This window comes from Candidatus Baltobacteraceae bacterium, from assembly GCA_036488875.1.
In the GTDB taxonomy this organism is placed as follows: domain Bacteria; phylum Vulcanimicrobiota; class Vulcanimicrobiia; order Vulcanimicrobiales; family Vulcanimicrobiaceae; genus JAFAHZ01.
The window spans coordinates 253926-266761 of record DASXGW010000012.1; the positions used below are offsets into that span (position 1 = coordinate 253926).

A 12836-nucleotide genomic window follows, 5' to 3' on the forward strand; every position below is an offset into this window, starting at 1 on the left:
TCCACCCGTCGAGTCGACGCTCATTGCCCCTTGACGCGTCTCGTGAAACTTTCTTGGGAACGGCTCACTTGAACCCGGTCATTGACTATGCTACGCTAAAGTGCGTAGTGGGCAGTGCTAGGAATAAGAAGCCGACCTTTGGTCAGGCTGTCATCGCGTTGCGCCGGGAGCAAGGACTCAATCAGCGGGAGCTTGCCGCGCGCATACAGAGAGAGGACGGCGCGGGTACCATTTCGCCTCAGTATCTTAGCGACATCGAACACGACCGGCGTAGCCCCTCCAGCGACCACATGATGGAAGAAATTGCGCGTGCCCTCCAGGCAGATACGGCCTTCTTAAGTTTTCTTGCGGGCCAACTGCCCGCTGAGCTGAGGGACATTCAGCTGGATCCTATGAGGCTACGAGCGGCGATCGCGGCCTTTCAAAAAGCCGCAAGAGTTAGACCGTAGTTCCCCGGGGACGATCCTGCGGCCGGCTTGACGGCTAGGTTTCGACCGGTTATGCTGTACGCAACTACGCTGATGTGCGTAGTCAAATTCCCAACTTCGACTTCGGCCAGCTTGGAGTGAGCAATGCAAAAGGGTGATGGACTCGATGGCCGCGCGCGAGACGACAGCGGCCGTACGAGAGCTAAAAATGGAACAACGCGAGTTGATACCTTGCGGAAAACCTATGGCGACGACTTCGCCGACGAAGTTAGGGGTGATATGAAGCTCGACACATTGCTCGATCGCACCGGAGCCTCTTCCCTGACCGACTACCTCAGGAGATCTAAACGATGAAAGCTCAACATGTTCTCGGCGTCGTTGCTAGCGTCGCCATCGCGGCAGTACTCGTGGAAACTTTCTACCAACATCCGACTTATGGTAACGGCATCCAGGCAGCATACGCCGTAGCCAAGGCTGCTCTGGCGATCGGGTAGTCGCCGAGTTGGCAGTCGTCGGGACTCGCTCTTGTCATTTTAGACGCTGCCAGCATCGCTAGAGGTATCACTTGACCAAGTCCAACGATCATTGGGTTCCCCAATCGTATTTGCGCCGATGGACGACACTCCCGACCAATCGGCTCATTGCTTTGTGGCGCCAGGGCAAAATCGAACACACATCGCCGTGTTCGACGAAACGCGTACTGTCGGAGGACCACCTTTACACCATTTACGGGGAAGACGGGAGCCTCGTCTTACACGGTGAGACGAAGGTCTTCCAGGATATCGACAATGACGCTTCCGAGGCGCTCCGCTGGCTGGCTGATCGTGACTGGCGCGAGATGCCGGATGCGACCGCTGAACCCTTTTACCGCTTTATTCATACGTTGGCTCCTCGCAGCCAACGGATGCGCGATGACTTCCTGAAGAAAGACGAGCGCATGCAGGCGGACGTTATTGGTGAACTGCGTCGCCTCGGGGTTCCGAACGCTGAAGTCGTTGGACGGATGTCCGCCGGATCGGCCCGCGATCGCGCAGTCATGCGAATGTTGATGATCGCTAAGTTTGACGACTCTTGGCGCAAATTCTTTAACGGGATACCGTCATATGTGTACGACATCTCGGCGTACGATGCGGAGTTTTTTACCTCGGACTACCCGCTCTCGAGCACGCCGGCGATTGACGCACCGGGCGCAGTCCATGTCTTTCCCGTGTCACCGAGTCGTTGCTGGGTCGCCTCACATGACCCAGCCGCGGTTGAGAGGTTATGTGGGATGCCTCCTGCCATCTTCACTTCGGTTGTGAACCTGCGGACACTGGCAGGTGCGCATAGAGCCATTGCTCGCGACAAACGATACCGCGAGCAAATCTTCAAATATCTTGGATGCGATGTGAACCCTGAATATCTCAAGGAAGCGTTGAGGGGCGCCTTCGCCGGAAGCGTTCGAACTGGTGTTGGCCCTGACGTCCCCGCCGAATGGCGCCATGAGGATCCTGATCCCTCAGGCTACAGGACACGCAAGGAAGCGTTTTGTGCCGGCATGGATGGCGTGTTATGGACCCAGGCGACAAAGGAGCCGGTCCTGCATACGGTCGGGCCGTGTGAGGCGCTCATATGGACTGTTCGCGATTGGTCGCTTCAGGTATCCAGTTATCGCGAAGCATACCAGCTTGGTAGGGGGCTCAGCTACATCTTCTTTCAGCTCGATAGATGGGGGCAATCGAAAGACGTTGGAGAGGAGATGCTCAAGCGTTTACGCCACGAGGCTGTGCGATCGGTAACACAACAGCGACGGACCGGGCAAAACGCGGTCTACGATCTTGATACACTACTTCGAACCTTCGCCGAAATTACTCAGGTTTCGCTTAGCCAGATTTATCCGAACATCGAAGATCACGCGCGCGAGGTGTGGCTGTACGTTAATCGAGGTTTTCCTTTAGTATCCGCATAAGCGCTTGATAGCGACAAGTCATAGGTCGCGCCAGCGCACTCGCACGTCGCGTATCTCGAAGACCGTTCCACAACCCCCTCCACCATAGGCTTTCGGGCAATGGCTGCCACCTTCGGCGGTGGTTCCATAGAGTATTCCATTGCTCGCGATGACCCCGCGCACGGGTTGCTCGCCATCCCTGCCTCGAAAGCTATGAAGTATCAAAGGCTTGCCGGTTAGCGAACCTGCCGCAAACTCAAATACCGTTCCGCACCCGCCGGGACAGCGCCGACTGCTTATCGGTCCTCCAAATTCGGTCGTTCCGAAAACGTCCCCGTTTGCGTTCACGATGACGCCGTCGGGGGAGCAGCCCTCCGAAGACGTAAAATTATGAAGAACGCGATAGGATTGCCGATGACCGGCGGTGATCTCGAACAGTAAGCCGCAAGATGATACTACCGTGACGCCGTACAAGGCGCCGCTTCTGCCCAGCGTCAAACCGTCCCAGTCCGAACCTTCGGCGGCCGTAAAGCGATGGAGGACGCGCTCTTCATAACCAGAGTTCGTGCGATGCAACTCGTATGCGATCCCGCAGCCCGTGCCTTTACATCCGTGGTTGCCGCCCGCCATCGTCGTACCAAAGACATTGCCCAACGAATCAACGGCTAGGGTCCCCGAAGGCCAATAGCCATCGCGTCCTCCAGCAAACGCGTAGAGGACGGCCGCCGTGTACCCTGTCGACGTCGGCGTGAGCTTGAAGACCGTTCCAAAGCCGCCGGGTCCTCCTTCGACGGTTGCACCGTAGATTGCACCATCCGGCTCGACGATCGGGGCGGACCGCGGCGCACATCCGTCGCCTCCGTGAAACGCGTACAGCGTTTTCGTTACGTACTGTGCGCCGGCCGGAACGATCGCGAAGACCGTTCCGCAGCCGTTTGGCCACGTAAAGGACGTGGTCCCGTACAGCACGCCTCTATGCAGCGAAAGCCCCGCCGGCTCGACGCCGTCACTAGCTTGGCGAAATCGATGAATAACCTCTTCGCCATATGCTGTTCCGGAACGTGTGAGCTTAAATACCGTGCCGCACCCGCGAAGGTCCGTCGCCGCGCAGGCGCCGTCGCCCCCACGCTGCGTAATCCCAAAGATGTTACCATCGGCGTCGGCGACGAGAGAAGTCGGCTCTTCGCCATCGTGGCCTCGGAATCGAAATAGTGTCGCAAACCTCGGTGAAGGGCTTCCCGCATATTGATTAGCACTCGCGCTATCGTTGCGCGTACCGATAGGAGGCACGGTGGCTGGCCCGCCACAGGCGACGAGGGCGACCAAGAGAGCAAAGAGCGGGACTCGTCGGTTTACGATTTTCGGCACACAGAGCTCGGCTGAAGCACCAACGCGATTCGACGTTGGGTCAGTTCGATTCAAGGAGCGCGAGAGCATCCGCTCCCGCATTACACGCGGGAACGGATGCTTCCCGGCTCTACATAGTACCCTGCTTCACGGTTACTTGTATCGCGGTAATGCCGTAGCCGTGGAACGTCACAGTGCAGTTAGCAGGAAATGGCCCCTTGGTCGTTCCGCCGAGAATCACGTAGGCGCTCGGTCCGTTCATATTGCCGTCGAGCCAGCCGTAGAGCTCGAGGGAATTGCCGCACGCGTTACCGATCGACACGGTGAACGGTCCCGTGTACCCTGCCTCATACAAGTGAATGCTGGGATTGTGCTCCTGAACGACGTGCGACCCATTCCACCTCTCGCATCCGTAATCGTTGACCGACAACTTGGTCTGATCGCCGAAAGAGATGTCAGGATCGACGTCAGCCGACGTCATGCCGGGGATGTCGGGCTGATCGGCATTTGTGCAATTGAAGCTGGTAAGAGTGTACCCCGCTTTGGGATAGGTGATCTCCGAACCCGGTCCCGGAGTCGGCCAAACGTCGAACGTACCAGGCGTCGGAGTTGGCGTCGGAGTCGGTACGGGAGTCGGCGTCGGCGTTGGCCTCGGTGTGGGCGTCGGAGTCGGTACAGGCGTGGGGCTTGGCGTCGGCGACGGTGTTGGCGGCGTCGGGATCGACGCATGCACTAAGGCCTTGGCGGCGACGTCCAAAAACCAGGCGGTACCGTCAGATGCGGTGGTCATACCCCATGACGGCGTATTCGGGCTGCGCCCGTAGGTAAGTTCCTCGGAGGTTCCACCATTGGTCGCAAATGCGAGCTGCGCGTTCGTTATCCAAAGCCCAGCGCTTCCGCCGGCGATGGCGGTACCACAACAATATCCGGAGTCCATTGAAAGGTTGGCGACTGTGCCAGACATGGACAGTTGCAAAAGGTGCGTGCCAGATGTGACCCAGACGTATCCGCCGCTCGAGGTGATGCTAACGGCCGAACCATCCGTCGTCGGCAGCGCGTAAGTAGCGTACGATCCTGACGTCGTCATACGTACCACCTGATTCGCGCCCGGCGCGACGCACCACAAATCGCCGTCAGGGCCAAGGGTAATGTCTGTGCACAAATCCGGTACCGTAATAGCGGTGGCGCTCAGCGTACTGACGTTGACTTCAACTATTGCGGGAGACCCGCTATAGGAACCGGTGAGCCACACGAAGCCGTTCGCGGTAGCTATTCCGCCTGACCCCGAAAGGCCGGTTAACTGATACAGATTATAAGTGCCGCCCGCATTTGACATTTGCAACAGCAAATTGCCACCGGCCGGCGACCAGAGCGCGGCGTCTGGGCCGAGGGCCACTCCGATTGGACTCGGATAGTACGTGGATCCATTGAAAATCTTGGAGTGAAGGGAAAATTGCTGGAACGTGTCGGTTCCGGGAAAGAACTCGCTCATGATTCCCGATCCGTCCGGTGCGCCACTCTGCTCCGCAAACCAGAGGTTGGAGTTTCCGTCAAAAGCGAGGCCCTGGAGACCGCTGCCGGTAGGAACGCTGAATGCAGACGAAATGACCGACGTCACGTTCGGAGCAAACCCTTTTCGACGCTGGTGCGAACGAGTTGGAACGATCTTGCGGTGATCTATGCGCTCGAGTTTTATATGCTTTCGCCTGGCGTGACTGGTCTTAAGCGGCATCTGTCTCTGCGCAAGTTGTGGCTGTTGTTGCTGCGTCTGCGTCGCCGGCAACATCTGTGCTGTAGGAAGCGAAGACGGACTGCTGCTACATGCGCCGGCTCCTATAATTGAAGCAGCTGCTAAGCATATCGACAATGCACGCAGCGGCGATCGTTTACTAAACATAAAAAAGCGAGCGCCGTTGTAGCGCAATGTTGCCTCCCCCGGCCGAATGAAGCGAGCGGCCGGCACAAGCTGAATGATAGCGGACGCAAACGGCAGGGTCAAGTGACTTTTTTCCTACGAAGTCGACTACCGAAGTTCATACTAAGAGGGAAGCGCCTAATGCGGTCGCGCGCCCTTTGAGTGAACGGACGCTCTCTCGTGTACTAGAAACTAACCGGAATCATCCAAATAATCCCATTGGAGATATCAGACACGTAGAGATCGCCGCGTTTGTTAACGATGACGCCATAAGGACGTTTGAAGCCAGATCCGATTTGTCTCAGCACTTGACCGCCAGGGGACACCTCCACCACCGCACTATTGCCCGTATCTGCGACGTAGAAGTTACAGTTCGTCGTGCAACGCGGATCTGACGCCACTCCGCGGGGGTAAGAAAATCCCGAGAACCGAGCCACGGCCGGCAAACAGATCAGCCCAGAAGGGCAGGGTGACATTGCAGGGACTACCTCGAACACGTTGGGTTGGACGAACCCGTTGCTGGTGCGCTCGGGTATAGCACTTGTGCCGTACACATGCCCAATCGCATCCACGGAAACCGCGGCGTCAGCCTCGGCTGTTGTCACGATAATAATTGTACGGGGCTTCGAGCCAGCAATGATCTCAGCTATTCTATTGTTGCCGTAGTCTGCGACATAGACGTCGCCCTTATTGTCGACGGCGAGGCCCATGGGAGAAGAAAATCCATGGCCAAACACACTTGAGGCGCCGTTCTTCTTGATTCGCCAAACTTGATTGCTGCCAGTATCCGAGACGTAAACGTTACCCATCGCGTCGACGGCAACGCCGGACGGTCGCTTAAGACCTCGAGCCACCGTCGAGATGGTTCCATGAGTTGCACCCGTGAACGGAGGAGCTATCTTCTCGACCGTCTGCTTGCGGCTGTCAGCAACGTAGACGTTCCCAGCAGAGTCGACTGCAATGCTCTCGGGATCCTTGAATCCAGAACCAATCTGGATCATGGACGCGCTCGACCGCGACGCCGGCTGCAGCATGTTAGGAATCTGAGCTTGGGAGAGGGGCGGAAGTTGCCCGGAGGCGCATGCCGATAGAAGTGCCAGGAGCCCAAGTGCGACCACTCGTCGAACAACTAACAAGCTCACGAAAGACCTCCGCACGAAGCTAGCGCTATTTCTGGGAAGCCTTCAATCAATCGGGCTTCACCCGCAACCTCACCTTCGTGCTAAGGTGTCCGGCAGCGCTAATCCCAATGTTCGGCAGCCGTTTCAGGGATTTTAGCGCAACGCGCAACGGGTATCTGAAAACGGCCGCACCCGTCCGTTCGCCACTGAAATCGTTCCGCTTCGCGGATTCAGGTTCGTCCAAGGAACGCGAGCGACCCAAGCGTCGTTCTGTCACCGACCCCTTTCGGATACTGGCCACTTCATAATTAGATCGCCAGCAGCAGATCGCGAACTGGGTTCTCCTGGCGGCCGTTATCGGACGGCTTGAACGCAATCTGAATGTCGCACTCCCGCCGGGAGCCCTCGTAAATCTTCGAGAGGGCGACGCTCGTTTCGAGGAGGGAGCGCTCGACGTGAAGGTGTGGCAGCTCCTCGAAGCGCTGTGCGTGTGCGCCGCGATTTCGACGGTTCGGACGCCTATGGGGACGAATGGTATTACGGCGCGCACGAGACGCGCGGCGAGGGCGCGCCGCACGTTTTGCTCGCGTCCACTCGCCGCACCGAATACGCCGGTGGCGACGGACGATGAAGACGCTGTTCCCTGCGGACCACCGCCGACCGGAATCCATCGACGTACGACAGAAACGAGCGGCATGGCAACCTTCGTTCGCAGCAAGTCAGCTAGGTTGGAATGGAACATCAATCCGCATACGGAGTATGGATATCGTCAGGCGTTAAGCCTGGGGGACTCGCTCCGCGCCGGCGGATTTGCTGATGATGACCAGCGACGCTATTTCGCTGCTGGCTACGAGTCGCGAATGCAGCCGAGTCAAGAAACCCACGCGATAATCGAGGCGCTTGGAACGAGCGTCGCTGCCGTTGCCGTCATGATTCCGAAGACGGCGTCTTTGCTCTCCGCATTCGTCGCGCTCGCATCCGATCAGGACTTCCTCGAGGCTCGCATTCAATCTCGAACGCTGGGTGCCATCATGCTGCAGATGCGCGATCAGCATGTTACGTCGCCGACCCCTCTCGCCCATCTCTTCAATGATCTCGCTCGTCTCGTCGAAAATCCAACGAACAGCGCTTTCGGCCTGATCATCGCTCTTGCACTCGTCATGCTCCTTCGACTCACGCCGAAGGGGCCGGCAACGCTGGGAACATTCGAAGCGATTCTAAGCCACGCGGAGACGCAGCCTATGGCAGTGCTAGCCAACGCTGGGAGAATGAAAGGCTTGTCACCGCAGAGAATCATCGCCGAAACCTCCCTGGAAACCGCGGGTGGTGGCATCATGCCTCAGGAGGAAGACGGCGATGAGTAGCGCCTCAGATGCGCACATAAGCCGAAAGCGCGACGCTGTTCGCATTCTTCACATATTGAACGAATGCGGCGACCTTCTGCACAAACCGCCGCTGGGTGTTCCGGACGCAGTGAAGGTGATCAACTCGCAGAAGAAGTTACAAGCGCTCGACTTCTGGGTCCGCAACCCCGACTATCTTGCACACGAACTCATTAACCAGTACCGAAGCCGCAAGGATGAGTCGTTGCTCGACGCGGCGGAAACCGTGATGGCCGGCAACGAGCCTGAACTTCGGCGACTCGGAATGCTGCGCTTCTACTTTGGTGCTTTCGAAAGCATCGTTGACACCGTGGCTAGCCTGAAGATGCTCGGCCTCGCCGACCTCACTCGGAAAATCAGTGGGAATCCACCGACCATAAAGCAACGCGACTACTATCTGCTCAAGGCTGGCGAAGAGAAAGCCGCCGAACTCGCGCAGGACCCAATACTCAAGTGGTATGCGGAACGCGCGGCTCTCGTCGGACGCGTAGCCAACCAGCGCAGCGGAGCCGTCCTAAAGAAAGAGCAGCATAAGGTCGCCAGCTATCACAATGCCAGATGGGGCGAGATCATTGCTCCGATCACGAACGAAGTGCGCGGCGAACTCGCTAAGGCGAAAGCAGAATTATGAGCAGCGGATCGTTCATCGAGGCAGTCGCCGAACGGTCGGGACAAGGCGCTGACGCCGTTGACGAAATCCTGGAAAGGAATCGGATCGTTTCCGATGCTGTGCCATCGGTGGCGCGACGTCTCAAGGTCACGCGGATTGCGTTCCGCGGCACGAAGACTCTTCACGACGAGAAGATTCCATTCGACTTCGAGCGTAGCGATCTCGATGACGGCCTCTGGCTCATCGCTTCCGAGGACAACTTGGTTGGTAAGTCCAGCATTCTTCAAATCATGCTATGGGCGATTCGAGGCGAACCGAAATCCCTTGCCACCGACGTGCGAGCCTGGCTCGACCATGTCGAGGTTGATCTCGTCGCAGATACACGAAGCATCGCTGTCAAATTCGACATTGCGAACGGTACGCCGGCTGGGTCCGTAACAATCGAAGGTGAGCCCACGCCTCTGGAGTTTGGAAACAGCCCGTCATTCAAACGCATCATGCAGGACGTCATGCTGAAGACTTTGGGGTTCGATCCCATACCAGCGACGATGAAAATCAATCCTGAAGGCGACATCAAGCTCTATCAGGACGGGTGGACTTCGTACACTGGTGCGTTTCTCTCGGACCCGAAGAGCAACTCCATCATCGGTGAAGACGTACCGGAGACCAACTTGACGCAGCGACTACTTCAGGTATTTCTCGGCATACCATGGGCAACCACTCACTTTCAGGCGCGTGCCGCAAAGAGAATTCTAGAGAATGAAGCGGCGCAACAAAAACGTCGACTTGCCTCGGTAGGTGGCCGAACGGTAGCGAGCCTCGAGAGCGAGATCGCGATGATCGACGCTCAGATTTCGGACGAGGGTGCTCGCCAGGCGACCGTGGCGGAATTGACGGCGAAGCAACGTCAGTTGGACAGCATCCTCGAGCAGTTGACGATGACTCGCATGGACCTGGCCGAACGCGAAGCACTTGTCGCGGATCGTGAGGACTCGGTCGTTCGCAAAGAGCGCCTTCTCCTCGACGCGAAGGAAGAATCCACATCTAGCGCATTCTTCAAGCAACTCAATCCTGTTGTCTGCCCTCGGTGCTCAACGAAAATCACCGAGGAACGGCGCAAGCGAGAGGCGGCCGAGCACCATTGTTCCGTTTGCACGACAATGGTGCTCGAATCCGGAGAAGACGTAAGCGCCGCGGAAATTGCCGAGGCGGAAGACGCCCTTGCCACGGCCAAACGCGACCTCGAGTCCGCTCGAAAAGCCAGCAGCGATAAAAGAGCAATCATCATCAACCTTACTTCGGAGCGAGAAGAGATCGCGAGAGACGTCGCTCGACTCGGCCGTCTCGGAACATCTGCAGACGTTCAGATACTGGAAAAGCAGAAAGAACGCCAGCTGGGGATGCTCGAAATCGTCACCTCGGTTCTGGGAGAACAAAACCAAAACGATCAGGAACTAGCGGTCGTTTCAGCCGCCGAGGCAGAAGCCGAAGCGCGCACCAAACAAGCCGCGGACACGGTGCTCGAAGTCGCCTCCCAGGAAATTACGCGCATCGTCCAAGCACTAGGGGCCAAGGCGTTCGATAGCGTGCACCTCGACCGAGCAGCACACTGCAAGGTCAGCAAAGGCGGCGAGACCAGCCACTTCAGCAAACTGACCGACGGCGAGCAACTGCGTCTGCGGATTGCGACCATCCTCTCCCTCATGCACACCACCGGCAAGAACAAGACCGGACGGCACCCAGGCTTCCTGCTCATTGATTCGCCGGGCGCAGCTGACCTGAAGGCCGAGAACGTCGCTGAAGCCATTCGAGAGATTGCTGCTGTTGTAGAAGACCTAATGAACATCCAGGTTTTCGTGGCGATGCGGGGGGTCGAGCTAGCCAAGAGCGTCGCCCCGCGGCCTGAACGGGTCATCGCCGCTGCCGAAGGCAAGTATATCTGGTAGCATGAGCAACCGTCGAGCCGTACCTACGACATGAGCCCCATCGTAGAGATCGCGAAAGAGGCGATATCCTTAGGAAGCCCTATGGATCTCGCGCTTTTCGGCGGGGAGACGGCCATTTATGCAGATCACTTCTGGCCGAATTCGCCCGTCTTCGGAGACGTAGCCGAGATGCTGCTCGATAGTTGGCAGGATCTCGACCAGCCGAGTGAAGCCTATGACTCGATAATGGCCGGGTTGCGAGACAATAGCGACCGCGACGCCTTCCAACACGCCCTCGAAGCCATCGCCGCTGCGCCTCCGCCGGACCTCGCTAGAATCGTAGTAACACTCGAAAAGCGCGTTCGCGACGAACACACGCACGAACTACTGCGAGCGGCATCCGCTTCCGCGATCCTGCGATTCTCCATTGCTGACGACCAGTGGCAATCTTCTGCGGAGGCGGCCATTAGAGCGACAGAGGATTTTACGGACGAATATGCGCTAGCGATGATTCTCAGGCTGGCATCCGTCGGCTGGGAGCACTTCAGAAGTGCAACGCTAATCGCCATGCTCGAAAGACACGCCGCTCACCCACAGGCATCGTACGAACGCGGCGTCATTGGCCTTGCGCTCGCGATGGAACACGAGAACCTTGCCGATATCGCTCTTGGCTTGACCGAAGCAGCCAAATGGCTGCGACGCTCGGTCTCGGCGGATGCGGAACGTCGAGATGCCATCGTCTACCTTCAGCTCACCGAGGCGTTGATGGCGATATCGAATCATCAACGAGCATCGCGCGACATCGCAATCAAGCTCCGCGAAGAAGCGACGATACGCTACCTCTGGGACAAGCCTACTCCCGGAAGCGAATGGCTGCTTCCACCACCCGAGGCCGTACTCCAATGGATTCCACTCGTTGACGCTATCGTTTCCGTCAGCGAACGGCTCACCGAGCCCTCTTGGGACGATATCGCAATGTCGCTCGCGCTCATGCTCAGAACTTATACGTCGGTACGCTCCGTGCAACCCGGCATGCCCGGCGTCGAGCGAGTCGTGCATCCCGCCATTGATGCCGCGTTCGTTCAAGAACGAGGCTTCCTCGCGCTTCTCACGCAGTGGCTTGACGCTCATCCTGACATCATAGAGGCGGATGACGCACGCACCCTCCGAGAGAACATCGGCAGAAGGCTCCGAACCGAGGGAAAATAAATCGGGACGAGCCTGACCGGCAAGACTCGCTCCCTGAAGATATGACAGCCGGCATCAGCACTGCCGGCCTCCTAAAGATCAAGACGGCAACTGGCTTCTCCATTGCAATGCCTCTGGCTATGTCGCTTGTGGAAGACGCCGTTTTCGAAAGGCTCCGAGGCGAGTTGCCTTCCGCACCGGCCTACAAGGAAGAGGTTGCGGTTCGATTCGATTATCTACTGGTAGCGCTCATTCGCTTTCTGTATTCGCGAATGCACACCGATTCCGAGATCCAACCGTACCTTGCCGCGTTCGGAGATGGCACAGCACCGGTCGAGGGCAAACTGGAAAACGATCTCTACCTCGCGCTGTCCATGATTTTCCGCAGCGACATTCAACGACGCGCCGTTTCCGCTGGCAGAACCGATATCGTCATTCGCGAACACAACTTCAATTTCGTCATCGAAGTCAAACGAACGTTCGACGAGTGGTCCATCGCGGTTCCGGGGTTCCTTGGGCAGACCACGGCATATCAGCAGGCCGACGTGAAGATCGGTGTTCTTTCCATTCTCGATCTCACCGAGCGCGATGCTGGTGTTCCAGGCTTCGAATACTGCTTCGAAGTCCACGAGCGAACCATCCCGAACGAGAGTGGTCGATGGGCGCTCGTCATGCGCGTGCCAGGCAACAGAACCCTACCCTCGAAAATGAGCAAACCACGAGCACCAGCCACCAAATCCAGGCGACGCAAAAGCCAGTCCGGGTAAACCGCCGAAACCCCGGGATTGACTACGAACCTCGCAGATCTTGCCTTGTAGGGTACTCCATGTTACAGTCCGCTATGAAGACTCACTGGTAGATTATTGTGTCATGCTTCGTGACACGTGAGGCAAAGGGTAGGACCTATGCTGCCTCTCAGTTGCCCCATTGCACCAACGTGCTATCGCTTCAGCGCTTGCAGCGTAAGAGTACCAGTGAGTCTCTTTATTTTTT

At 57.6% G+C, this 12836-nt stretch carries 11 protein-coding genes; 8 read left to right on the top strand and 3 right to left on the bottom strand.

Features of this window, described 5'->3' with window-relative positions:
- The first annotated feature begins 778 nt into the window (after positions 1 to 778).
- Both VGG89_14215 and VGG89_14220 read left to right on the top strand, forming a co-directional pair.
- A complete protein-coding gene (locus VGG89_14215; GenBank protein HEY1977704.1) occupies positions 779 to 922 on the top strand; it encodes a hypothetical protein in 144 nt (47 codons plus the stop codon).
- A 71-nt stretch (positions 923 to 993) separates the two neighbouring features.
- Complete coding sequence (locus tag VGG89_14220; protein ID HEY1977705.1) at positions 994 to 2376, top strand: DUF4238 domain-containing protein; 1383 nt, start codon at positions 994 to 996, stop codon at positions 2374 to 2376.
- An 18-nt stretch (positions 2377 to 2394) separates the two neighbouring features.
- Here the strand turns inward: VGG89_14220 and VGG89_14225 are convergent, their stop codons facing one another.
- From VGG89_14225 to VGG89_14235, 3 genes are all read right to left on the bottom strand, one after another.
- Positions 2395 to 3324: a choice-of-anchor tandem repeat GloVer-containing protein gene (locus VGG89_14225; GenBank protein ID HEY1977706.1), complete on the bottom strand. Its 930-nt coding sequence runs from the start codon at positions 3322 to 3324 to the stop codon at positions 2395 to 2397.
- 508 nt (positions 3325 to 3832) lie between these two features.
- Positions 3833 to 5320, bottom strand: coding sequence for a hypothetical protein (locus tag VGG89_14230; protein HEY1977707.1), 1488 nt, complete (start codon positions 5318 to 5320; stop codon positions 3833 to 3835).
- Between the two features lie 482 nt (positions 5321 to 5802).
- Entirely contained in the window at positions 5803 to 6618 is an 816-nt protein-coding gene (locus tag VGG89_14235; protein ID HEY1977708.1) for an NHL repeat-containing protein, read from the bottom strand.
- A 610-nt stretch (positions 6619 to 7228) separates the two neighbouring features.
- Here VGG89_14235 and VGG89_14240 point away from each other — a divergent pair.
- The 6 genes from VGG89_14240 (at position 7229) to VGG89_14265 (ending at position 12610) form a co-directional block, all read left to right on the top strand.
- On the top strand, positions 7229 to 7369 hold the full coding sequence (locus VGG89_14240; GenBank protein HEY1977709.1) for a hypothetical protein: 141 nt from the start codon (positions 7229 to 7231) through the stop codon (positions 7367 to 7369).
- A 64-nt stretch (positions 7370 to 7433) separates the two neighbouring features.
- Positions 7434 to 8102 (top strand): hypothetical protein, encoded by a 669-nt coding sequence (locus tag VGG89_14245; protein ID HEY1977710.1) that lies wholly within the window; start codon positions 7434 to 7436, stop codon positions 8100 to 8102.
- Positions 8095 to 8751, top strand: a complete 657-nt coding sequence (locus VGG89_14250) for a hypothetical protein (protein HEY1977711.1) — start codon at positions 8095 to 8097, stop codon at positions 8749 to 8751. Before VGG89_14245 ends, VGG89_14250 begins: the two co-directional genes overlap by 8 nt.
- Positions 8748 to 10676 carry an ABC transporter C-terminal domain-containing protein gene (locus tag VGG89_14255; protein HEY1977712.1) on the top strand — a complete coding sequence of 643 codons (1929 nt, stop codon included), beginning with the start codon at positions 8748 to 8750 and terminating at the stop codon, positions 10674 to 10676. Before VGG89_14250 ends, VGG89_14255 begins: the two co-directional genes overlap by 4 nt.
- An 81-nt stretch (positions 10677 to 10757) precedes the next feature.
- Entirely contained in the window at positions 10758 to 11864 is a 1107-nt protein-coding gene (locus tag VGG89_14260; GenBank protein HEY1977713.1) for a hypothetical protein, read from the top strand.
- Positions 11865 to 11905: 41 nt separating this feature from the next.
- Positions 11906 to 12610, top strand: a complete 705-nt coding sequence (locus tag VGG89_14265; protein HEY1977714.1) for a hypothetical protein — start codon at positions 11906 to 11908, stop codon at positions 12608 to 12610.
- The last annotated feature ends 226 nt before the right edge of the window (positions 12611 to 12836 follow it).